Source organism: Cupriavidus consociatus (assembly GCF_017814975.1).
Classification (GTDB): domain Bacteria; phylum Pseudomonadota; class Gammaproteobacteria; order Burkholderiales; family Burkholderiaceae; genus Cupriavidus; species Cupriavidus consociatus.
The window spans coordinates 194,891-217,348 of record NZ_JAGIQA010000001.1 but is presented as its reverse complement, the minus strand read 5'-3'; the positions used below and the strand labels follow the sequence as shown (position 1 = coordinate 217,348).

Annotated in this window: 18 protein-coding genes; 9 read left to right on the top strand and 9 right to left on the bottom strand. The window is 66.8% G+C overall.

The annotated features are described in order from the left end of the window. Nucleotides 1-69 precede the first annotated feature (69 nt). Entirely contained in the window at nt 70-1,890 is a 1,821-nt protein-coding gene (gene typA / locus J8I82_RS00965) for a translational GTPase TypA (RefSeq protein ID WP_209753854.1), read from the bottom strand. Nucleotides 1,891-2,101: 211 nt separating this feature from the next. Between typA and J8I82_RS00960 the strand changes: the two genes are divergently transcribed. The 9 genes from J8I82_RS00960 to J8I82_RS00920 all read left to right on the top strand — a co-directional run bounded on the left by J8I82_RS00960 (nt 2,102) and on the right by J8I82_RS00920 (nt 11,648). Further along, on the top strand, nt 2,102-2,587 hold the full coding sequence (locus J8I82_RS00960) for a MarR family winged helix-turn-helix transcriptional regulator (RefSeq protein WP_209754394.1): 486 nt from the start codon (nt 2,102-2,104) through the stop codon (nt 2,585-2,587). A 98-nt stretch (nt 2,588-2,685) separates the two neighbouring features. Further along, the gene (locus tag J8I82_RS00955) at nt 2,686-4,242 is read left to right on the top strand and encodes an efflux transporter outer membrane subunit (RefSeq protein WP_209753853.1); all 1,557 of its coding nucleotides are present in this window, start codon (nt 2,686-2,688) and stop codon (nt 4,240-4,242) included. Between the two features lie 44 nt (nt 4,243-4,286). After that, on the top strand, nt 4,287-5,600 hold the full coding sequence (locus J8I82_RS00950; RefSeq protein WP_245179273.1) for an HlyD/EmrA/EmrK family protein: 1,314 nt from the start codon (nt 4,287-4,289) through the stop codon (nt 5,598-5,600). 2 nt (nt 5,601-5,602) lie between these two features. Continuing rightward, entirely contained in the window at nt 5,603-7,213 is a 1,611-nt protein-coding gene (locus J8I82_RS00945; protein WP_245179272.1) for a DHA2 family efflux MFS transporter permease subunit, read from the top strand. A 174-nt stretch (nt 7,214-7,387) separates the two neighbouring features. Then, a complete protein-coding gene (locus J8I82_RS00940) occupies nt 7,388-8,176 on the top strand; it encodes an IclR family transcriptional regulator (protein WP_209753852.1) in 789 nt (262 codons plus the stop codon). A 20-nt stretch (nt 8,177-8,196) separates the two neighbouring features. Next, entirely contained in the window at nt 8,197-8,913 is a 717-nt protein-coding gene (pepE, locus tag J8I82_RS00935) for a dipeptidase PepE (RefSeq protein ID WP_209753851.1), read from the top strand. Between the two features lie 41 nt (nt 8,914-8,954). After that, entirely contained in the window at nt 8,955-9,878 is a 924-nt protein-coding gene (locus J8I82_RS00930) for a DUF1177 domain-containing protein (protein ID WP_209753850.1), read from the top strand. Then, on the top strand, nt 9,875-10,588 hold the full coding sequence (locus tag J8I82_RS00925; RefSeq protein WP_209753849.1) for an AroM family protein: 714 nt from the start codon (nt 9,875-9,877) through the stop codon (nt 10,586-10,588). Before J8I82_RS00930 ends, J8I82_RS00925 begins: the two co-directional genes overlap by 4 nt. 67 nt (nt 10,589-10,655) lie before the next feature. Then, on the top strand, nt 10,656-11,648 hold the full coding sequence (locus J8I82_RS00920; protein WP_209753848.1) for a Bug family tripartite tricarboxylate transporter substrate binding protein: 993 nt from the start codon (nt 10,656-10,658) through the stop codon (nt 11,646-11,648). A 24-nt stretch (nt 11,649-11,672) separates the two neighbouring features. On the opposite strand, the gene truB is transcribed toward J8I82_RS00920, so the two are convergent. The 8 genes from truB to J8I82_RS00880 all read right to left on the bottom strand — a co-directional run bounded on the left by truB (nt 11,673) and on the right by J8I82_RS00880 (nt 22,450). After that, entirely contained in the window at nt 11,673-12,629 is a 957-nt protein-coding gene (truB, locus tag J8I82_RS00915) for a tRNA pseudouridine(55) synthase TruB (protein WP_209753847.1), read from the bottom strand. Nucleotides 12,630-12,714: 85 nt separating this feature from the next. After that, nucleotides 12,715-13,083 (bottom strand): 30S ribosome-binding factor RbfA, encoded by a 369-nt coding sequence (gene rbfA / locus J8I82_RS00910; protein ID WP_029046201.1) that lies wholly within the window; start codon nt 13,081-13,083, stop codon nt 12,715-12,717. A 60-nt stretch (nt 13,084-13,143) separates the two neighbouring features. Beyond that, entirely contained in the window at nt 13,144-16,035 is a 2,892-nt protein-coding gene (gene infB, locus J8I82_RS00905) for a translation initiation factor IF-2 (RefSeq protein ID WP_209753846.1), read from the bottom strand. Between the two features lie 90 nt (nt 16,036-16,125). Next, nucleotides 16,126-17,601 (bottom strand): transcription termination factor NusA, encoded by a 1,476-nt coding sequence (gene nusA / locus J8I82_RS00900; RefSeq protein ID WP_209753845.1) that lies wholly within the window; start codon nt 17,599-17,601, stop codon nt 16,126-16,128. Beyond that, nucleotides 17,598-18,086 (bottom strand): ribosome maturation factor RimP, encoded by a 489-nt coding sequence (rimP, locus tag J8I82_RS00895; protein ID WP_029046198.1) that lies wholly within the window; start codon nt 18,084-18,086, stop codon nt 17,598-17,600. The genes nusA and rimP overlap by 4 nt, the downstream gene beginning before the upstream one ends. A 301-nt stretch (nt 18,087-18,387) precedes the next feature. Next, nucleotides 18,388-20,262: a 23S rRNA pseudouridine(2605) synthase RluB gene (gene rluB, locus J8I82_RS00890; protein WP_209753844.1), complete on the bottom strand. Its 1,875-nt coding sequence runs from the start codon at nt 20,260-20,262 to the stop codon at nt 18,388-18,390. 5 nt (nt 20,263-20,267) lie between these two features. Continuing rightward, nucleotides 20,268-21,134, bottom strand: a complete 867-nt coding sequence (gene scpB, locus J8I82_RS00885) for an SMC-Scp complex subunit ScpB (RefSeq protein WP_209753843.1) — start codon at nt 21,132-21,134, stop codon at nt 20,268-20,270. A 557-nt stretch (nt 21,135-21,691) separates the two neighbouring features. After that, nucleotides 21,692-22,450 carry a sulfite exporter TauE/SafE family protein gene (locus J8I82_RS00880; protein ID WP_209753842.1) on the bottom strand — a complete coding sequence of 253 codons (759 nt, stop codon included), beginning with the start codon at nt 22,448-22,450 and terminating at the stop codon, nt 21,692-21,694. Nucleotides 22,451-22,458 lie beyond the last annotated feature (8 nt).

Genomic DNA, 22,458 nt, shown 5'->3' with positions numbered 1-22,458 from the left:
GCATATGAAGACGCGGCCGCAATAAAAAAACCGCGCTCGAAAGCGCGGTTTTTTTGACACCGTGAAGGCTTATGCGCCTTCGCGGGCCGCACGCTTGCGCTCGTGCTCCTTCAGGTGGCGCTTGCGCAGGCGGATGCTCTTCGGCGTGAGCTCGACCAGTTCGTCGTCGGCGATGAATTCCACCGCGTATTCGAGCGACATCTGGATCGGCGGCACCAGGCGCACCGCTTCGTCGGTACCCGAGGCGCGCACGTTGGTCAGCTGCTTGCCCTTGATCGGGTTGACCACCAGGTCGTTGTCGCGGCTGTGGATGCCGATGATCATGCCTTCGTACAGCGCATCGCCCGGCTTGACGAACATGCGGCCGCGGTCCTGCAGCTTCCACAGCGCGTAGGCCACCGCATCGCCGTCGTCCTGCGAGATCAGCACGCCGTTGTGGCGCTCGCCCAGGCCGCCTTCGCGCACCGGCGCGTAGTCGTCGAAGATATGGCTGATCAGGCCGGTGCCGCGCGTCAGCGTCAGGAACTCGCCCTGGAAGCCGATCAGGCCGCGGGCCGGGATGCGGTATTCCAGGCGGGTACGGCCCTTGCCGTCCGACGCCATGTCGAGCAGCTCGCCCTTGCGGCGGCCCAGCTCTTCCATCACGCCGCCCTGGTGGCTGTCTTCGACGTCCACGGTCAGCAGTTCGTACGGCTCGTGCTTGACGCCGTCGATTTCCTTGAACACCACGCGCGGACGCGACACGGCCAGCTCATAGCCTTCGCGGCGCATGTTTTCCAGCAGAATGGTCAGGTGCAGCTCACCGCGGCCCGACACTTCGAAGATAGTATCGTCGCCGGTATCGGCCACGCGCAGCGCCACGTTCGACTTCAGTTCGCGGTCCAGGCGCTCGCGCAGCTGGCGGCTGGTCACGAACTTGCCTTCACGGCCGGCCAGCGGCGAGGTGTTGACGCAGAAGTTCATGGTCAGCGTCGGCTCGTCCACCTTCAGCATCGGCAGCGCGTCCTGGGCATCCGGCGCGCACACGGTGCAGCCGATCCCCAGTTCTTCGATGCCGTTGATCAGCACGATGTCGCCGGCTTCGGCCTCTGGCACGATCTCGCGCTCCAGGCCCTGGAACTTCAGCACCTGGTTGATGCGGCCCTTGATCGGGTTGCCTTCCGGGCCGAACTTGACCACCACGTCCTGCAGCGGACGGGCGCGGCCACGCGAGATGCGGCCCACGCCGATCTTGCCGACGTAGCTGGAGTAGTCCAGCGAGATGATCTGCAGCTGCAGGGGACCGTCCCGATCGTCGTCACGCACCGGCACTTTGTCCAGCACGGTCTCGAACAGCGGCTTCATGTCGCCGTCGCGAACGTCTTCGGTCAGGCCGGCAAAGCCGTTCAGGCCCGAGGCGTAGATCACCGGGAAGTCGAGCTGCTCATCGGTGGCGCCCAGCTTGTCGAACAGGTCGAAGGTCTGGTTGATGACCCAGTCCGGACGCGCGCCCGGGCGGTCGATCTTGTTGACCACCACGATCGGCTTCAGGCCCAGCGCCAGCGCCTTGCGCGTGACGAAGCGGGTCTGGGGCATCGGGCCCTCGACCGCATCGACCAGCAGCAGCACGCCGTCGACCATCGACAGCACGCGCTCCACTTCACCGCCGAAGTCGGCGTGGCCCGGAGTGTCGACGATATTGATATGGGTGCCGTTGTATTCGACGGCACAGTTCTTCGCGAGAATCGTGATCCCGCGTTCCTTTTCCAGGTCGTTCGAGTCCATCACCCGCTCGGCGACTTGCTGGTTGTCGCGGAAGGTGCCTGCCTGGCGCAGGAGCTGGTCGACCAGGGTGGTCTTGCCATGATCGACGTGGGCGATGATGGCGATGTTTCGGATGGCGCGGGTCATTGCTGCGTCTCGCTAAGAGCGGCCCTCGCAAGGAGGGTCGGAGAATCTGAGGTAACCCAACATTCTAGCATGTTGCGGCGCAAGATGCGTTGACCTCAACCGTCACCTCCCTAGCAAATATTATTTCTAAAATCGAAATAACGAATTTCCGTTCTTGCGCATCCTTAAACACAGACATATATTTGCCTCAGCAAAGATTGCAAAGACAAAGATGTCAAAGGACCTGATCCCCGGGCTGTCGGAAACAGATGCCGCGCTGTTCGATCCCGCCAAGTACCAGATGTGCGACAGCGTCGGCTACCTGCTGCAACGGGCGAAAAACACGCTGGCACATAGCGTCGAACAAGAGGTCAGTAGCCTGGACATCACGCATGCGCAGGCCAGCTGCCTGATCATGATTGCCACCGGTCGTGCCGCCACCGTCACAGACCTGGGGCGCGAATTGAACACCGACATGGGCTCGGTCACGCGCCTGCTGAGCCGCATGGAAAAGCGCGGCCTAATCGAACGCCAGCGCCGCGACGATGACCGCCGCGTGGTCGACCTGTTGCTCACCGAACAGGGCCAGGCCCTGGCAGATTGCCTGCCGACCATTTTCTGCAAAGTACTTTCGCAGCACTTCATGGGATTTTCCGCGGACGAGCTCCAGTTGCTGAAGAGCATGCTGCGCCGGGTCATCGATAACTACAGCGGGTAGCGGCGCGCCGGCCGGAATCCGGCAAGGCAGATCGTCCGGCACGCCGGACACACCGTACCACCCGTCACAAAGCATGGCTCCGGACACGGAGCAAGACCATGAAACAAGCCCTCTATTCACAAGCCCCCCTGTCGGCGCGCCCGCGCAAGCTGGCACGCCGCGCGGGCACGCTGGCACTGACCGCCGTGGCCGCGGCAGTGCTGGCCGGCTGCGCCGCGCTCGGCAACTCGCACAGCACGCAGACCATGGCCGACCCGGCCGCGATGGCCACCTCGCAAACCCTGCCCGGCGAACAGGGGCAGTGGCCCACGCAGGACTGGGTAGACCAGTTCAGGGACCCACAGCTGAGCGCGCTGGTCGACGAGGCCGTCAAGGACAATCCCAGCCTGCAGGCGGCCTTTGCCCGCGTGGAAGCGTCGCGCGCCATGGCCGAGGCCACGCGCAGCGCGCTCTACCCGCACCTGGAGTTCGAAGGCAGCCTGATCCGCCAGCGCTTCTCCGAGAAGGACCTGTTCGAAGGCACGCCACTGGCCGGCTCGTGGCAGAACCAGTCGCGGCTGCAGGTTGGCCTGTCCTATGACTTCGACTTCTGGGGCAAGAACCGCGACGCGCTCGAAGCCGCGCTGTCGGATGACCGCGCCGCCGAAGCGGAAAGCCAGGCCTCACGCCTGATCCTGGCGACGTCGATCGCGCGCAACTACGCCCGCCTGGCCGCGCTGTATGCCCAGCGCGACGTCGCCGAGCGCGCCATCGCGCAGCGCCGCGACCTGACCGAACTGTCGCGCCAGCGGCTGGCCGCCGGCCTCGACACGCAGGTCGAGACCACGCAGGCACGCGGCACCGTGGCCGCATCGCAGACCGACCTGCAGCGCGTCGACGAAGAAATCGCGCTGGCCCGCAACCAGCTGGCCGCGCTGCTGGGCAAGGGCCCGGACCGCGGCCTGCAGATCCAGCCGCCGGTGCTGCTGGCGCAGCCCACGCCCACTCTTCCCGACGACCTGACCATCGGCCTGCTTGGCCGCCGCCCCGACCTGGTGGCGGCGCGCTGGCGCGTCGAAGCGGCATCCAAGGACATCAGCGTCGCCAAGAAGGAATTCCTGCCCGACGTCAGCCTGACAGCATTTGCCGGCCTGGCAGCGCTGGATCCGTCCAACCTGCTGATGGGCGTCAGCCGCACCTTCGGCATCGGCCCCACCGTGCGCCTGCCGATCTTCGAGGGCGGCAGGCTGCGCGCCAACCTGAAGGGCAAGTACGCCGGCTACGACATCGCCGTGGCCAACTACAACCAGGCGCTGGTCGACGCGCTGCGCGAAACCGCCGACACCATGACCAGCATCCGCAGCGTCGACAGGCAGATCGAGAGCCAGCGCGAAGCACTGGACCTGGCCGAGCACGCCTACGCGCTGGCGACCACTCGCTACAAGGCGGGCCTGGGCACGCAACTGACCGTGCTGAACGCGGAAAGCAACGTGCTGCAGCAGCGCCGGCTCGCTACCGACCTGCAGGCACGCCGGCTCGACTTGCAGATGGGCCTGATGAAGGCGCTCGGCGGCGGCTATCAGGAACCTGCCGAAGGCGAAGAGAGCCACGCCGGCCACAGCCAGGCCGGCGCAGCGCAGCACCAGGACAAGACCCAGGCGGGCGCCCGCGGCTGATCCGCGCACCCAGTGATTGCAGACAAGATTCACCAGAGAACATCATGAGCAACAACCAGCAAGCGGCCGGCACCAGCAATCCCCAGCAAGCCCCTGCCCCCAACGGCAACGGCCAGCGCAAGCGCATGCTGCTGTCGCTGACCGCGGCGATCGTCGTCGCCGGAATCGGCTACGGCGTGTACTGGGGCATGTACGCCCGCCATTTCGAAAGCACCGACGATGCCTACGTCGCCGGCAACGTGGTGCAGGTGACTCCGCTGGTGGCCGGCACCGTCGTGTCGATCGCCGCCGACGACACCCAGCTGGTCACGGCCGGCCAGCCGCTGATCCAGCTGGACCGTGCCGATACCCAGGTGTCGATGGAACAGGCCGAGGCGCAGCTGGCGCAGGCCGTGCGCGAGGTGCGCACGCTCTACGTCAACAACGGCTCGCTCGCCGCCAACGTGGCGCTGCGCGAAGCCGATGTCGCCAAGGCGCGCGAAGACCTGCGCCGCCGCCAGGCCATCGCCGGCTCGGGCGCGGTCTCCAATGAAGAAATCTCGCACGCGCAGGCGGCGGTCAAGGCCGCCGAATCGGCGCTGCTGGCAGCGCGCGAGCAGCTGGCCTCGAACAAGGTGCTGACCGACCAGACCACCGTGGAAAAGCACCCGAACGTGCAGCGCGCCGCCGCCAACCTACGCTCGGCCTACCTGTCGTTCGCGCGCTCGACCATGCCGGCGCCGGTGACCGGCTATGTGGCCAAGCGCTCGGTGCAGGTGGGCCAGCGCGTGGCCGCCGGCGCGCCGCTGATGGCAGTGGTGCCGCTGGACCAGGTCTGGGTCGACGCCAATTTCAAGGAAGTGCAGATCACCCATATGCGCATCGGCCAGCCGGTAACGCTGGAGGCTGACGTGTATGGCTCCAAGGTGGAGTACAAGGGCAAGGTCGCGGGCTTCTCGGCCGGCACCGGCTCGGCTTTCTCGCTGCTGCCGGCGCAGAACGCCACCGGCAACTGGATCAAGGTGGTGCAGCGCCTGCCGGTGCGTATCGCGCTGGATCCGCAGCAGCTCAAGGACCACCCGCTGCGCGTGGGCCTGTCGATGACCGTGAAGGTCGACGTGCGCCGCGAGGAAGGCGCCGCCATGGCCAACGCCGCGCCGGCCAGGCCGATGCAGACCGATGTCTATGACAAGGTGGCGCAGGACGCCGACCAGCTGATCGCGCAGATCATCACCGCCAACAATGGCGGCCGTGCCGCCGGCCTGCCTGCCGCCGCCGGGGCCGAAGGCGCCAAGGGGACCAACGGAGGCAACGGGGCTATCGGGCCCGACACCGCCAACGCGACCGGCGGTGCCAACATCAAGCCTGCCCGCACCTGACCATGGCCAACTCCATCACCGCCGCGCAGTCCGGCGCCGGCACGCCGGCGCGGCCTGCCGCGCCGCTGGCGCCGCAGCAGCCGCAGCCGCTGACCGGCGGCAAGCTGGTGATCGGCACCATCGCGCTGTCGCTGGCCACGTTCATGAACGTGCTCGACTCGTCGATCGCCAACGTGTCGATCCCCGCGATCTCGGGCGACCTCGGCGTGGCGCCGAACCAGGGCACCTGGGTCATTACCTCGTTCGCGGTGGCCAATGCGATCTCGGTGCCGCTGACCGGCTGGCTGACCACGCGCTTCGGCGCGGTGCGGCTGTTCATCACGTCGATCCTGCTGTTCGTGCTGGCGTCGTGGCTGTGCGGCGTCGCGCCCAACCTGGAAACGCTGCTGGCCGCGCGGGTCCTGCAAGGGGCGGTGGCGGGGCCGATGATCCCGCTGTCGCAGTCGCTGCTGCTGTCGAGCTATCCGCCCGCCAGGAGCACCATGGCGCTGGCGCTGTGGGGCATGACCACGCTGGTGGCGCCCATCATGGGCCCCCTGCTGGGCGGCTGGATCTCCGACAACATGACATGGCCATGGATCTTCTACATCAACGTGCCGGTGGGGTTCATCACCGCCTACGCCACCTGGGCCATCTACAAGGACCGCGAGACGCCGACCAAGGTGCTGCCGATCGACCGCATCGGCCTGGCGCTGCTGGTGATCTGGGTGGGGTCGATGCAGCTGATGCTCGACAAGGGCAAGGAGCTGGACTGGTTCCACTCCACCGAGATCGTGGTGCTGACGCTGGTCGCCATTGTCGGCTTCCTTTTCTTCCTGGCGTGGGAGAGCTATGAGAAGCATCCGATCGTCGACATCAGCCTGTTCAAGGGCCGCAACTTCAGTTCGGGGGTAGTCGCCATCTCGGTGGCATACGGACTGTTCTTCGGCAACCTGGTGATCCTGCCGCTATGGCTGCAGACCATCGTCGGCTATACCGCGACGGATGCCGGCATCGTGATGGCGCCGGTCGGGATCTTCGCGATCCTGCTGTCGCCAGTGATCGGGCGCAACCTGCCGAGGATGGATGCGCGCTGGGTGGCAACGGCCGCATTCATCACCTTCGGCATCGTCAGCCTGATGCGTTCGGGCTTCACTACGCAAGTCGATACCTGGACGCTGATGGTGCCGACGCTGATCCAGGGCGCGGCGATGGCGATGTTCTTTATCCCGCTGACCTCGATCATCCTGTCGGGACAGCCGGCCGAGAAAATTCCGGCGGCGTCGGGCTTGTCGAACTTCGTGCGCATCACCTTCGGCGGCATCGGCGCGTCGATCTCGACCACGGTGTGGGAGAACCGCTCTGCCCTGCACCATGCGCAGCTGGTCGAGCGGGTGAATCCATACAACCCGGCCTACCAGGACCAGCTCAGCCACCTGATGCAGATGGGCATGAGCCAGGCGCAGGCGGTGGGGGTGATCGAGCGCAACATCACCCAGCAGGCAGCCATGCTGGGCGCCAACGATATCTTCTGGATTTCGGGAATGCTGTTCTTCGTGCTGATCGCCTTTGTCTGGCTGACGCGGCCAGCCAGGGGCGGCGGCGGTTCGGCGGACGCCATGGCGGCGCACTGAGACATAGGCCTGCTGCTGGGGACAAAGGGACGCTTGCGAGCGTCCCTTTTTTTGCCTTCTCTCCGGGCCCCCTTGTATTCCGGTCCCGGCCGTCCTATGATTTCCGAACCGATTTACGGAACTATGGTTCCTAAAAACGGAACCAACCGAAGATCAAAGAGACGGAGCGACGTTGTGAGCATTCTCGAGGGCGTGGAAAGCGTGCTGGCTATGTTCGAACAAGGCCGGCACGAGGTCACGTTCAATGACGTCATTGATGAACTCGGCCTGGCCAAGAGCTCGGCTTCGCGGCTGCTGGCGCAGATGGTGCGGTACCGGCTGCTGGAACTGCAGCCATCGACGCGGCGCTACCGCCCCGGGACGCTTCTGATCCGCGCCGCCCAGGTGGCGACGCAGGCGCATCCGTTCGACGAGCAATGCCGGGCCATCCTGGCCTCGATGTCGGACTCCACCGGCTTCACCGCCTACCTGTCGATGCTCGACGGCACCGACACCGTGGTCCTGCAGCGCCTGAACGGCAGCAACCCGGTGCAAGTGCTGTCGCCGCCGGGCGCGCGGCGGCCGGCATTCACCACTGCGATGGGCCGCGTGCTGCTCTCGCGCCTGCCGCAAGCCGAATTCAACGCACGCTATGGCACCTCCGGCGCGCGCAAATTGCCCGAGGCGCCGGCTGGCTGCCCCGCTACCGTGGCCGAACTGGCCGAGCGCGTGGCAAGCGCCAGCCGCGAGCGCAGCGCGATCGCCGTGAATGAAGGCATGCCGGGCATCGGCGCGGTGGCCACCACACTGGCCGACCCGCTTTCCGGCGATGTGCGCGGCCTGTGCCTGTCGTTCACCGCGATGCAGGTCAGCCAGGCCCAGGCCCACGCGCTGCGGGAAACGCTGGTGCAGGCCGTGGCGCCGGTCGGACAGCGCATCGGCGATCCGCTCTGGCTCCATCCCAACGACAGCGCCGCCCTATAGCCATCCCCGCAGCTCAAACCATGGAACTCCTGTTACTCAGCAACTCCACCAGCGACGCGGGCTACCTCGTCCATGCCCACGACGCGCTCCGCGAACTGGCCGGCGGTCGCGCCCGCGCCTGCTTCCTCCCGTTCGCCGGCGTCACGCGCGACTGGGATACGTATGAAGCGCTGGTGCGCGACGCACTGACCCCGGCCGGCATCGAAGCGCACTCGCCGCACCGGCTCTCCGATGCCGACTGCGTGCGGGCGCTGGAAGCGGCCGAACTGATCGTCATCGGCGGCGGCAATACCTTCCGCCTGCTGCAATGCCTGCGCGAGCGCGGACTGCTGAACGTCATCGCGCGCCAGGTGGCTGCGGGTGCCGCGCGCTATATCGGCTGGAGCGCGGGCACCAACGTCGCCTGCCCGACCATCCGCACCACCAACGACATGCCGGTCGCCGACCCCGGCGGCCTCGATGCGCTCGCGCTGGTGTCCTTCCAGATCAACCCGCACTACTTCAACCTGGTGGTGCCGGGCTTCCGCGGCGAAACCCGTGACCAGCGCCTGGCCGAGTTCACGGTGCTGCAGCCGCGTATGCCGGTGCTGGGCCTGCCCGAAGGCAACTGGGTGCGCGTATCGGGCGATCGCATGGAAATGGGCGGCGCGCATGGCGCACGCTGGTTCCTTGGCCAGGAGATCGAGGACGTCGCCCCCGGCGCATTATCCGTGCCGGCCTGCGCCACTGCCATCTGACCCGTCGCAATCCAGGAAAGCAAGCAAGGAACCCAAGCAAGATGTCCATCAAGCAGGTGATTGAATCGATCGAGCTGCTGTCCGCAGCCCATGTCGACGGCGCAGCCGTTGCCACCTTGCTGCGCGCGCGCGGCATCAGCGACGTCACGGTGACGCGCGTGGAAGAAAACGGCCTCTACACCGACTTCCTCGCCTGCACCCTGCCCGGCCGCAACCCCGATGCGCCCGCGCTGGGCGTGGTCGGCCGCCTCGGCGGCGTGGGCGCGCGCCCCGCCGTGACCGGCCTGGTGTCCGATGCCGACGGCGCCATCGTCGCCGTTGCCACCGCGCTGAAGCTGGCCGACATGGCCGCCGGCGGCGACGTGCTGGCCGGCCCCGTCCGCATCCACACCCACATCTGCCCGCATGCCGCCACGCGGCCGCACCAGCCGGTGCCGATGATGAAGTCGCCCTTCGCCATGCGCACGATGATGTCGCACGAGGTCCATCCGCACATGGCGGCGATCCTGTCGGTCGACACCACGCGCGGCAACCGCTTCGTCAACCGGCGCGGCGTCGCGCTGACGCCGGTGGCCAAGGAAGGCTGGCTGCTGCGGCTGCCCGAACGCATGCTGGACCTGATCGGGTGGGTCAGCGGCGAGCTGCCGGTGGTGCTGCCGCTGACCACGCAGGACATCACGCCTTACGAGAACGGCCTGTGGCACGTCAATTCGATCATGCAGCCCGCCATCGTCACCGATGCGCCCGTGGTCGGCGTGGCGCTGACCGCGCAGACCACGGTGCCGGGCTGTGCGACCGGCGTGACCAACGCCCATGACCTGGATGTGGCCACGCGCTTCTGCATCGAGGTCGCGAAGCTGTTCGGCCAGGGCCAGTGCGCCTTCTACGACGTGGACGAGTGGGCCGAACTGCAGCGGCGCTACGGCTCGCTGGCGCACCTGCAAACCGTCGGGGTGGCGGCATGACTGCCACGGCCGAACGGCTGCCGCGCGTGGCGTTCGTCACCATCGGCCAGGCGCCGCGGACCGACGTGGTGCCGCAGATGCTGGCCGACCTGGGCCTGCCGGTGGCGGCGGAAGAATTCGGCATCCTCGATGGCCTCGACGCGAACGCAATCGCCGCGCTCGCCCCGGCCGGCGACGAATACCGCTTCGCCAGCCGCCTGCGGGACGGCTCGCAGGCGGTGATGGGCAAGCCGGTGGCCGAGGCCATGCTGGCGCGGCTGATGGCATCGCTGGACGATGGCCGCTTCGACGCACTGGTGCCGCTATGCACAGGCACCGCGCTGCCGGCGATGCGCACGCTGGTGATCGAGCCGCAGCAGGTGGTGGATCACCTGACCGTCGCGCTCGCACGGGGATGCAAGCGGCTCGGCATCGTGCTGCCCCTGGAAGGCCAGGTCGGCAGTTTTCATCTGATCGAGCCGGTGACGTGCGAACTGCGCGTTACGCATGCCTCGCCTTATACCGACACCAACACCGGCACCGGCCGCTTCGCGCAGGCCGGCGAGACGCTGCGCGGCTGCGACCTGGTGGTGATGCATTGCATGGGCTACACCGAGGCGATGCGCGCCGAAGTCGCGCGCCATGCCGGAGCGCCGGTGCTGCTCTCGAACCGGATGGTGGCCACGCTGCTCGGCCAGGTGCTGCATGGCCGCAACCGGCACGGCCTGTGATGCTGCTTACGGGTAAGGGCAAGCCCGCTGACAGATTGCCTGTGACACTGCTGGAGTGGAAGTAACGATGGAAAAGGTGGCGAAGTGGATGGGGCCGCTGCTGCGCGGCATGGTGTGCATGAGCCTGGGCGCGGTAGCGGCCACGGGCGCGCATGCGCAGGAGTGGAAGCCGTCGAAGCCGGTGCGGTTGCTGGTCGGCTTCGCGCCGGGTGGGTCCGCCGACCTGCTGGCGCGGCTGGTGCAGGGACCGCTGTCCGAAAGCCTCGGCGTGCCGGTGGTGGTGGAAAACGTGCCGGGCGCGGGCGGCAATATCGCCGCCGACAAGCTGGCCAAGGCGCCGGCCGACGGCTATACCATCGGCATGGGCGCGGCCGGTGCGATGGCGGTGACGCATGTGCTCAACCCGAAGGGCACGCCGTACAAGGCGGATGACTTTACGCCGATCGCCATGCTGGCGACGCAGCCCAACGTCGTCATCATCAACCCGGCTCTGCCAATCAAATCGATGGCAGATTTCTCCGCGTACGTGAAAAAGACGCCACAGGTCACCTATGGCACCGCGGGTGTCGGCACGTCCAACCACCTGATCGCCGAGACCATGCTGCATCGCTTAGGCGTCGATATGGTCCACGCGCCGTACAAGGGCGCCACGCCGGTGATTACCGACCTGATGGGCGGCCATATCGCCATGACCGTCGACAACATCACCACGGCGGCACAGCTGGCCAAGTCCGGCAAGGTCCGCGCCATCGCCGTCACCGGCAGCAAGCGCTCGCCGCTGTTGCCCGACGTGCCGACGCTGGCCGAGAGCGGCCTGAAGGATTTCAACATGCCGACCTGGCAAGGGATCTTCGGCCCGAAAGACCTGCCCAAGCCGATCGTCGCCCGCTACAACCAGGCACTGGTGAAGGCGCTGGCGAATCCGGAAGTGAAGAAGAAGATGGCGGAATTCGGCTCCGAGCCGGTCGGCGACACGCCGGAGCATTTCGCCGGATTCCTGGCACAGGACCGCAAGATGTGGGCCGATGTGACCAAGGCGGCGAAAATCACGCTCGACTGATCCGCGACCGGCAAGGAGCGGCGCCTACAGCTTGACCAGCCGCTCCGGCCGCAAAGCGCCCTCGCGCATGCGAGCGACGCCGAGCAGGCGCACCGGCGCGCCGGCATAGACGCGCGCCAGCACGCCTTCCGCGATATCGGTGCCATCGGGGAGGTCGCGGCGCGCAATGCGCTGTCCCTGCAGGAATCGCGAAGCGGCAGCTTCGTCCAGAGTCACGGGTGGGCTTTTCTGCAGCAAGGCGTCGACCGGGGCCAGCATGCCTGGCCGCGCGGCATCGTCCTGTTGCTCGATCTGCTCGAGCGTCACCGCACCGTCCAGCGTCAGGTCGCCCACGGCGATGCGGCGCAGCCCGGTCAGGTGGGCGCCGCAGCCCAGCACCTCGCCGATATCCTCGGCCAGCGTGCGGATGTAGGTTCCCTTGCTGCAGGTCACGCGCATGGTGAACGCAGCCGTGGTGAACGCCGGGGGCAGCGCGCAATCCAGCAGTTCGATCGCGTGGATGGTGACGCGGCGCGCGGCGCGCTCGACCGTCTGCCCAGCGCGCGCGTACTCGTACAGCGGGCGGCCATCCTTCTTCAGCGCCGAATGCATCGGCGGCACCTGTTCGATCTCGCCGGTAAAGCGCGCCAGCGCCTGCTCCAACGCGGCGCGATCGCAGGTCACCTCACGGATATCGAGCAATTCGCCCTCGGCATCGCCGGTACTGGAGCGCGCACCCAGCCGCACCACGGCGTCATAGGTCTTGTCCGCTTCCAGCAGGTCCTGCGAGAACTTGGTGGCCTCGCCGAAGCACAGCGGCAGCAAGCCGGTGGCGAGCGGGTCGAGCGTGCCGGTATGCCCGGCCTTGTTGGCGCGCAGCAGGCGCTTGGCGCGCACCAGCGCATCGTTGGACGACAGGCCCAGCGGCTTGTCGAGCAGCAGCACACCATGGACGTCGCGGCGCGGCTGGCGCGGCGGACGAGCGGCGTTGGATTCGGTCATCGGAGGAAACAGGAGCGACGCTGATGCGGCGCGGCGTGCGGCCCTGCGGGACGCGTTGCCCATGCCTGGCGGCACGGGCACCGGCTCAGTCGTCTTTCGAACGCGTGGCGTTCGCTTCGTTGATCAGCTTGGACATCTCGATCGCGTGTTCGACCGAGGTGTCGTGCAGGAAACGCAGCGTCGGCACGGTGTGGATGTGCAGGCGCTTGTACAGCAGCGAGTGCAGGAAGCCGGCCTTCTCGTTGAGGATGGCTTCGGCCGTCGCCGGCTCGGCACCCAGCACGGTGAAGTGCACCTTGGCGTGGGCATAGTCCGGCGTCAGCGTGACCGACTGCAGCGTGACCAGGCCCAGGCGCGGGTCGCGCAGCTCGCGCTGGATCATCTCGGCCAGGTCCTTCTGGATCTGGTCGGAGATGCGGAGGTTGCGGGAGGAGATATTGCCTTTCTTGGCCATTCAATACTGTTCTGCTGAGATGACAACGGCAGGCCGAAGCCTGCCGTTGCTTGCGACGCCTTACAGCGTACGCGCCACCTCGGTGATTTCGTACACCTCAAGCAGGTCGCCTTCCTGAACATCGTTGAAGTTCTTGATCGACAGACCGCACTCGAAGCCTTGCTTCACTTCCTTGACATCGTCCTTGAAGCGCTTCAGCGAATCGAGCTCGCCGCTGAAGATGACCACGTTGTTGCGCAGCACGCGCACCAGCGAGGAGCGCTTGACCACGCCATCGGTGACCATGCAACCCGCCACCGCGCCGACCTTCGGCACGCGGAATACCTGGCGCACCTCGACCGTGCCGGTCGTGGTCTCGCGCTTCTCCGGCGCCAGCATGCCGGACATCGCCGCCTTGATCTCGTCTACCGCATCGTAAATGATGTTGTAGTAGCGGATATCGATGCCGTTGTGCTCGGCCAGCTTGCGCGCACCAGCATCGGCACGCACGTTGAAGCCGATGATGACCGCCTTCGATGCCGTCGCCAGGTTGACGTCGGACTCGGAGATGCCACCCACGCCGCCGTGCACGATCTGCACGCGCACTTCCGCGGTCGACAGCTTCTGCAGCGACTGCACCAGCGCTTCCTGCGAACCCTGCACGTCGGCCTTGACGATCAGCGGCAGCGTCTGCACTTCGCCTTCCGTCATCTGCTCGAGCATGTTCTCCAGCTTGGCCGCCTGTTGCTTGGCCAGCTTCACGTCGCGGAACTTGCCCTGGCGGAACAGCGCGATTTCGCGCGCCTTGCGCTCGTCCGGCAGCACCAGCACTTCCTCACCGGCGGCCGGCACTTCCGACAGACCCTGGATTTCCACCGGGATCGACGGACCAGCTTCCTTGGTCGGCTTGCCGTTCTCGTCCAGCATGGCACGCACGCGGCCGTAGGCGCTGCCGGCCAGGACCACGTCGCCACGCTTGAGCGTGCCGCTGCTGACCAGGATGGTAGCGATCGGGCCCTTGCCCTTGTCGAGCTGGGCTTCCACCACCAAGCCCTTGGCCGGGGCGTCGACCGGCGCCTTCAGTTCCAGGATTTCGGCCTGCAGCGAGACCTGCTCCAGCAGTTCTTCGATACCCGTGCCGGCCTTGGCCGACACCGGCACGAACGGCGAATCGCCGCCGTACTCTTCCGGCACCACCTGCTCGGCCACCAGTTCCTGCTTGACGCGGTCCGGGTTGGCTTCGGGCTTGTCGATCTTGTTGATCGCCACCACGATGGGCACGCTGGCAGCCTTGGCGTGCGCAATCGCTTCCTTGGTCTGCGGCATCACGCCGTCGTCGGCCGCGACCACCAGGATCACGATGTCGGTCGCCTTGGCACCGCGGGCACGCATGGCCGTGAAGGCCTCGTGACCCGGGGTGTCCAGGAAGGTAATCACGCCGCGGTCGGTTTCCACGTGGTAGGCACCGATGTGCTGCGTAATGCCGCCGGCTTCGCCCGCGGCAACCTTGGTGCGGCGGATGTAGTCCAGCAGCGAGGTCTTGCCGTGGTCGACGTGACCCATCACGGTCACCACCGGCGGACGCGGCAGCTGTTCGGCGTCGGTGTGTTCTTCACCGTCCACCACCAGCAGCGCTTCCGGATCGTCCAGCTTGGCGGCGAACGCCTTGTGGCCCATTTCTTCCACCACGATCATGGCGGTTTCCTGGTCCAGCACCTGGTTGATGGTCACCATCTGGCCGAGCTTCATCATCTGCTTGATGACCTCGGACGCCTTCACCGCCATCTTGTGCGCGAGATCGGCCACGGAGACGGTTTCAGGCACATGCACGTCACGCACCACCGGCTCGGTCGGCGCCTGGAAGCTGCTGCGGCTGTCGTCGTGCTGCTGCTGCCTGCCGCCACGGCCACGCGGGCCACCGCGCCAGCCGCCCACGCCGCCCGACGAATCGCCGCGCGTCTTCAGGCCGCTGCCCTTCTTGCGGCTGCTGTCGTCCTGCCAGCCTGCCTTCACGACCTTGCCCTTCTTGTCGGCGGTTGCCGTGGTCGTGGTCGTGGTGGCCGGCTTCTTGTCGTCCTTCTTCGCTTCCGTGGTCGCACCGGCCGGCTTCACCGGTTTGTGCAGCGTACCGGTCTGCTCGGCCTTCTTTTCTTCAGCCTTGCGCTCGGACGGCGCCTTCAGCACGCGCGGAGGTGCGTTCAGCATCTGCTGGATCGCACGAGCCTCGGCTTCGGCAGCCTCGCGGCGCTTGCGCGCAGCGACTTCCTGCTCGGCGCGGGCCTTGTCGGCAGCGGCCTTGGCCTCGTCCGCAGCCTTCTGCGCCTCGGCGCGTTCAGCGGCAACGCGGGCCTTCTCGTCCTCGGCCTTCTTGCGCGAGGAGTCCTCGGCGGCCTCGGTCACGGCGCGCGACGCGGCAGCCTCTTCCTCCGCCTTCTTGGCGGCGAGTTCGGCCTGGCGGCGCTGCTCCGCTTCCAGGGCTTCCTGCTGGGCGCGGCGCTCGGCTTCCTCGCGCTCGGCGGCCTCGCGGGCGGCCTTGGCTTCGGCTTCCTGGCGCGCCAGCTGCTCGGCCTGGCGGCGTTCTTCCTCGTCGCGGCGTGCCTGTTCGGCAGCCTCGGCCGCGGCCGCTGCATGCCCTTCGGCGGCGTCCGCGTGGACATCAGGCTGGGCCTCGTCGCGCTTGATCAGCACGCGCTTCTTGCGCACTTCAACCTGGACGGTGCGAGTCTTGCCGGTGCCATCCGACTGGCGGATCTCCGAGGTCTCGCGCTTGGTCAGCGTAATCTTCTTGCGGGCGCTGTCGTCGGCCTGGCCGTGCGAGCGCTTCAGATAGTCCAGCAGCCTGGTCTTATCCGATTCCGTGATGATGTCTTCTGGCGCAGCTTTGCCCACCCCAGCCGCCTGCAATTGTTCCAGCAGGGCAGCTGCGCTGCGACTCAGTTCTGCGGCCAGTTGGGCAACTGTTGTGCTTGCCATTCAAACCCTTTCAATGCTTGGTGTCTTCGTCGGGACAAATCGTATGCGGAAAGCGCGCCCGGGCTGGTGTCGGCAGCCCGGCCGTGTCCCTCAGTTGAACCAATGTTCCCGTGCTTTCATGATCAGCGCCTTGGCTTCTTCCTCGGTGACGCCCGTCATGTCGACCAGTTCGTCGACGGCCAGTTCGGCCAGGTCGTCACGCGTGTGGATATCACCTTCGGCCAGCTTGCCGATCAGTTCCGGGTTCAGGCCGTCGAGCGATCGCAGATCCTGCGACACCTCTTCCACCTTTTCTTCCCGGGCCAGTTCCATCGTCAGGAGCGCATCACGCGCGCGGTTGCGCAGCTCGTTGACGGTGTCTTCGTCAAAGGCCTCGATCTCCATCATTTCACTGATGGGGACATAGGCCACTTCTTCCAGCGTGGAGAAGCCTTCCTCGATCAGGATGTCTGCCACTTCCTCATCCACGTCCAGCTTGGACATGAACAACTTGCGCACGACATCGCTCTCTTCGGCCTGCTTCTGCGCCGATTCTTCCTGCGTCATGATGTTGATCTGCCAGCCGGTCAGTTCGGACGCCAGGCGTACGTTCTGGCCACTGCGGCCGATGGCGACGGCGAGATTTTCCTCGTCGACCACCACGTCCATGCTGTGCTTCTCTTCATCGACCACGATCGACTGCACCTGCGCAGGTGCCAGTGCGCCGATCACAAACTGCGCCGGGTCTTCCGACCACAGCACGATATCCACGGCCTCGCCGCCGATCTCGTTGCGCACCGCGGTCACGCGCGTACCGCGCACGCCAACGCAGGTGCCGATCGGGTCGATGCGCTTGTCATGCGCCACCACCGCGATCTTGGCACGCACGCCCGGATCACGCGCGGCGGCCTTGATTTCCAGCAGGCCCTGCTCCATTTCCGGCACTTCGTTTTCGAAGAGCTTGATCAGGAACTCGGGGGCGGTGCGCGACAGCTCGATCTGCGGGCCGCGCGCGGCGCGATCCACGTTCAGGATATAGGCGCGCACACGGTCGCCGGTGCGCAGGTTTTCCTTCGGGATGATCTGGTCGCGGGCCAGCAGCGCTTCCACGCGGCCGGATTCCACGATCAGGCCCTTCTTGTCGGCGCGCTTGACCGTGCCAGTCATGATCTTTTCGCCGCGATCGAGATAGTCGTTCAGGATCTGCTCGCGCTCGGCGTCGCGGATGCGCTGCAGGATCACCTGCTTGGCGGCCTGCGCGCCGATACGGCCGAACTCGACCGACTCGATCTGCTGCTCGATGTAGTCGCCAAGCTCCAGGCTGGGGTTCTCATCGCGGGCTTCGAACAGAAGGATTTGCTTGTCCGGCTCCTGCAGGCCCTGCTCGTCGGGAACCACCAGCCAGCGCCGGAAGGTTTCATGCTCGCCCGACTCGCGATCGATCGCGACCCGGATATCCACGTCTTCTTCGAAACGCTTCTTGGTGGCCGAGGCGAGCGCCGCCTCCAGGGCACCGAATACCACATCCTTGTCGACGTTCTTCTCACGCGCAAGCGCATCGACGAGCAACAGAACTTCGCGGCTCATTGCTTGTTCCCTTTTCTTTGATTTCCTTTGAAGTCGAATACCGGCACCAGGCGTGCCTTGTCGACATCGGATACGGCAAATTCCAGCAGTGCCGGGCCATCCTTGCCCTCGAACTCCAGGCCGACCTTCTCCGCGCCCGCCTCGCCGGCCGGTTCGCGCAGGATGCCCGTGAAGTTCTTTTGCCCGTTCACCGGCAGGCGCAGCGTCACGCGCGCCTCGGCGCCGGCAAAGCGGACGTAGTCGGCCAGCTTCTTCAGCGGCCGGTCCAGTCCGGGCGACGAGACCTCGAGGCGTTCGTAGTCGACGTTCTCGACCGTGAACACGTGGGTGAGCTGGCGGCTCACCTTTTCACAATCCTCGATGGCGATGCCGGTTTCAGGCTGATCGATATAGACACGCAACAATCCGGCCGGGGCACGCTCGAGCTCAACCAGCTCGTATCCCATGCCGTTAAGGGTGGTTTCGATCAAATCTGCCAGATGCACTGTTATCCCGAGTAATGGCCATCAACACCGTGGCAGGCAAACCCGCCGCTGCCGTCCGGGACGACCCTGCTGCAGTGCTGCCTGTCCGCCATCCCGCACGCGCCGGGGCGCGGGACCGAATTCGGGCGAACCAAAAAAAAATGGGCGCAATGCCCATCATTCGCCCACCCTCGGCGAGGATGGCTTTTTGAATAGACTTGAATTATACGCGGATTATGTCGAAAAGGCAAAAGCCAGACATACTCGCAGATTACGCGCCGCGCCGGCGGGTCTTCACCCCGCCGTGCGCGGCATCCGGCACTCAGCGATTGCCGCCGCGGTTGCCCCCGCGGCCACCTCCGCGATTGCCGCCGCCTCCACCACCGCCGCCGCGCTGCTGGGTGCGGTTTCCGCCTGCCTTCGCCGCCTTCGGCATGACGTTTCCGTTCGGCTCACCGCCGCCGCGACGCTGCGCCTTGCCTTGCCCGCCCAGCCCGGCGCCACCGCCACCGCGCGCCTGGCGCGCGCCGGTGCCGCGACCGCCGCCAAGGTTGGCCGCGTGCGAGGTCAATAGCGTGGGGCCATGACTGATGTAGCCCATCGACGTCTTCATCGGGTCCGGCTGGCCGCCGCGGCTGCCGCCCCGTGCACCGCCCTGTTCATAGCGCGGCAGGCCGTCCATGCCGGTATGCATCGGCATGCCGGCAATCGCGGCTTCGGTACGCTGCTTGCGCCCGCCGACCTTGGTCGCGCCCTTGCCAGGCTGCTCGCCCTTGCCCGGCACCTTCAGGCCGACCGCGGTCATCAGCGCCTTGACGTCATTGGGCTCGACCTCCTGCCAGCGGCCGCGCTTGAGGCCACGCGGCAGCAGGAACTGGCCGTAGCGCGTACGGATCAGGCGCGAGACGGTCAGGCCGACCGCCTCGAACATGCGCCGCACTTCGCGGTTGCGGCCTTCGGTCAGCGCCACGTGGTACCACTGGTTGACGCCCTCCCCACCGCCGTCCGCAATGCGCAGGAAGTTGGCCTCGCCGTCGTCCAGCTTGATGCCGTGCAGCAGGCGCTGGCGGTCGGCTTCAGCCAGTTCACCCAGCGTGCGCACCGCGTATTCACGCTCGACGCCGTAGCGCGGGTGCATGAAGCGGTTGGCGATATCGCCCGAGGTGGTGAAGATCAGCAGGCCTTCCGTATTGAAGTCCAGCCGGCCAACGGCGACCCACTTGCCGGTCTTGATACGCGGCAGGCTGTCGAACACGGTCGGACGGCCTTCAGGATCCGACTGGCTGACGATTTCGCCGGCCGGCTTGTGGTAGAGCAGCACGCGCGGCGGCTTGGTCGACACCTTGCGGTGGATCAGCTTGCCGTTGACGCGCACCTGGTCGGCCGGCAGGATGCGCTGGCCGATATGCGCCGGCAGCCCGTTGACCGAGACCCGGCCCTGCAGGATCAGCTCTTCCATTTCGCGGCGCGAGCCCAGGCCGCCTTCGGCCAGCACCTTGTGCAGTTTCGGGGCGTCGTCCTCGGCCGACAGCTCGCGCACCGGCTTCGCCTTGGTGCGCGGGATGACCGTGTCTTCCTTGTCGTACTGCTCGGAAATCACAAAGCGGAACAGGTCCTCGCTGCTGGCCGCGGCCTTGTCGGCGCCGCCCTGGCCCTTGCGCTGGCCCTGCGGCTTGGCACCCTCCCTGCGGCGGCCCTGCGGCTGACGGCCGGCAGCGCCCTGCCCCTCGGCCGGCGCGGCTGACTTGCCGCCACGCGGGTTCGGCTTGCGCTTGCGGGCCGCCTGCTCACCCTTGTCTGCCTTCTCGGCTCTTTCGGCCTTCTCGCCCCGTTCAGCCCTTTCAGCCCTGGGCGCCTTGTCGGCCGGGGCCTGCGGCGCCTGGCCGCCCTCGCCCTGCGCCGGCTTGCGCTTGCCGCGGCCACGCTGGGCACCGCGCCCGCCGGCCGCCGCAGGTGCCGCGGCCGCTTCTGCGGCGTCGCCGGGCTCGGCGCCTTCGGCGCGGCCGGCATCGCGATCTTGCGTCGCCTGGCGGCGCGACGCCACCAGGTTCCTGAGCCCTCGGCGCAGCCCCTTGCGGCGGGGCGCGGCTTCGCTGCCCGATCCGGGTTCTGCGGCGCCGGAGTCGGCGGGTGCGCCCGCGTGGCGGGTGTCTTGCTCAACGGAATCAGACAAGGTATTCACTATCGGATGTTGCATGTTGTTCAGTTCGGCACGCGTTCGTCGTGCTCGCTCGGGTGCGGCGAGGCGCCGTCTTCCGGCAGTTCACCCCGTGCCCCGTCCGGATCGGAATCGGCAGGATTGGCCAGTTCGGCTGCTTCGCCTTCAGCACCCGGTTCCTCCGCCCCATGCTGGTGCGACTGCAGGTCGAATCCGTTGGCGACTTCACCTTCCGCGGATGCCTGGCCGGCGTCCGCGCCTTCGGACTCGCCTGCGGCGGATGTCTCAGCCGGGGCCGGCTCGGAAAACGCCTCTTCATCGGCATTACCAGGCTTGCTTGCCGCCAGCGTCTCGAAATCGATGGCCTGCTGGTCCAGCAGCGTTGCCTGAGCCTGCGCCTGGGCATCCTCGAGCGGCGGTAACTCGTCCAGCGTGCGCAGCCCGAGGTCGTCCAGGAAGGCCTTGGTGGTGGCATACAGGGCCGGCCGCCCTGGCACGTCGCGGTGGCCGATCACCTCGATCCAGCTGCGGTCTTCCAGCTTCTTGATAACTTCCGTGCTGACCGTCACGCCGCGGATTTCCTCGATATCGCCGCGCGTCACGGGCTGGCGATAAGCGATGATCGCCAGCGTCTCCATCACGGCGCGCGAGTATTTCGGCGGCTTCTCCGGATTCAGGCGGTCGAGGTATTCGCGCATCTCGGGACGGCTCTGGAAGCGCCAGCCGCTGGCCAGCCCCACAAGTTCCACGCCGCGCGGGCGCCAGTCCTGGCGCAGTTCCTCCAGCAGCACGCGGACGGTGTCCGCGCCGACGTCGTCGGCGAACAGCCGTCGCAGATCATTGACGCGCAAAGGCTCCTGCGCGCAGATCAGCGCCGTCTCGAGGACGATCTTCGCCTCTTGGGTATTCATGTTGATGGTGTGCAGCCTGTCTTTGCACCTGCTCCCGGACGGATCCGGGGCACCGGAGATTTTGGATACAGCGATGCCAATGCCATCGCCATCTCATTGCGCAGCTCACCCGGATGCTTGCTGCATCCAAGCCGTGCACTTCCCTTTCTTTGCATCGAGTTGCCGGGTCACTCCGGCAGGAGATCGTTCGCATGCCGCCATGGGCCGGTCAGCGAACCTCTTGCGTGGCGCGTCCGCACAACGGACGCCGCTGTCGGCGAACTGAACGCCTCGGACGCAAGAAAAACGAGTATCGGGAGCAAGGCCGGCATCTCCAACACCGCAGTGCCAGCCGGGCTTTTGAACCAGATCTTTTGAACCGGATGGACCGCGGGACGGGCCGGGCATCGAACTACCAACGCTACCCGCCGCCGTGGGCGCACCTTCTGGTAGGAAGGCCGCTGGCGCTGCTCGCCGCTGCTTACAAAACACCGCGCGATACCGCAATGCTGGCGATTGTATGGCATTCCCGCCCTCGCCCGCAACCATCATCCGCAGTGCCGCGCGCGCCATACGTCTCAAAAGACCACGCAAAAACCCTGCTCGGCCAGCGAATGTGGCAGCAGCACCGCTCGCGCCAGGCCGAGGGCGCCGAACGTCATGACCGCCATGCCGGCTCCCACGCGCACCGCGCGCCGCCGCGACAGGCCGCGCAGGTAGCCGGACAGCCCTGACAGCACCAGCAGGTTGGGCAGCGTGCCGGCGCCGAATACGCCCATCACCAGCGCACCGGAACCGGCATTGCCGGCGAGCAGCGCCAGCGTCAGCGCCCCATAGACCATGCCGCACGGTACCAGCCCCCACGCCAGGCCGATACCGTAGCGCCTGGCAAGTCCACCCTGCGCCCGCAGGGACGCGGGCATGCCGCCGCCCGGCCGGCCGAACTGCCGCGCCACGACGCTGCCCGCCCGCGCCGCCAGCCGCTCAAGCCACGCAACGGTAAAGGCATTGCCGCGCAGCAGGCGCCAGCCCGACCACAGCAGCATGGCGCTGCCGGCACCAAACAGCCAGCGCTGCACCGGCAGGTAATCCTGCTTCCACGCACCGGCGCCGATGGCGCCTAGCAGCGCGCCAAGCAGCATATAGGTCGAAATCCTGCCCAGGTGCATTGCCAGCAACTCGCCAGCCCAGGCCGCGCGGCTGCGCACGAAGGTCATGGCCGCGACGCCGCCGCGTGGCTGTTCGACCGCCAGCGCGATCCCGCCACACATTGCTGCGCAGTGCACACCGCCCAGCAATGCCAGCATGAAAACGCTAATTAGTACGCCAAATGTCAAATCTGGCT

What these genes read in the sequence shown, in the direction of transcription:
- typA (WP_209753854.1), bottom strand. Translation starts at nt 1,890, where the DNA reads ATGACCCGCGCCATCCGAAACATCGCCATCATCGCCCACGTCGATCAT.
- J8I82_RS00960 (WP_209754394.1), top strand. Translation starts at nt 2,102, where the DNA reads ATGTCAAAGGACCTGATCCCCGGGCTGTCGGAAACAGATGCCGCGCTG.
- J8I82_RS00955 (WP_209753853.1), top strand. Translation starts at nt 2,686, where the DNA reads ATGAAACAAGCCCTCTATTCACAAGCCCCCCTGTCGGCGCGCCCGCGC.
- J8I82_RS00950 (WP_245179273.1), top strand. Translation starts at nt 4,287, where the DNA reads ATGAGCAACAACCAGCAAGCGGCCGGCACCAGCAATCCCCAGCAAGCC.
- J8I82_RS00945 (WP_245179272.1), top strand. Translation starts at nt 5,603, where the DNA reads ATGGCCAACTCCATCACCGCCGCGCAGTCCGGCGCCGGCACGCCGGCG.
- pepE (WP_209753851.1), top strand. Translation starts at nt 8,197, where the DNA reads ATGGAACTCCTGTTACTCAGCAACTCCACCAGCGACGCGGGCTACCTC.
- J8I82_RS00930 (WP_209753850.1), top strand. Translation starts at nt 8,955, where the DNA reads ATGTCCATCAAGCAGGTGATTGAATCGATCGAGCTGCTGTCCGCAGCC.
- J8I82_RS00925 (WP_209753849.1), top strand. Translation starts at nt 9,875, where the DNA reads ATGACTGCCACGGCCGAACGGCTGCCGCGCGTGGCGTTCGTCACCATC.
- J8I82_RS00920 (WP_209753848.1), top strand. Translation starts at nt 10,656, where the DNA reads ATGGAAAAGGTGGCGAAGTGGATGGGGCCGCTGCTGCGCGGCATGGTG.
- truB (WP_209753847.1), bottom strand. Translation starts at nt 12,629, where the DNA reads ATGACCGAATCCAACGCCGCTCGTCCGCCGCGCCAGCCGCGCCGCGAC.
- rbfA (WP_029046201.1), bottom strand. Translation starts at nt 13,083, where the DNA reads ATGGCCAAGAAAGGCAATATCTCCTCCCGCAACCTCCGCATCTCCGAC.
- infB (WP_209753846.1), bottom strand. Translation starts at nt 16,035, where the DNA reads ATGGCAAGCACAACAGTTGCCCAACTGGCCGCAGAACTGAGTCGCAGC.
- nusA (WP_209753845.1), bottom strand. Translation starts at nt 17,601, where the DNA reads ATGAGCCGCGAAGTTCTGTTGCTCGTCGATGCGCTTGCGCGTGAGAAG.
- rluB (WP_209753844.1), bottom strand. Translation starts at nt 20,262, where the DNA reads ATGCAACATCCGATAGTGAATACCTTGTCTGATTCCGTTGAGCAAGAC.
- scpB (WP_209753843.1), bottom strand. Translation starts at nt 21,134, where the DNA reads ATGAATACCCAAGAGGCGAAGATCGTCCTCGAGACGGCGCTGATCTGC.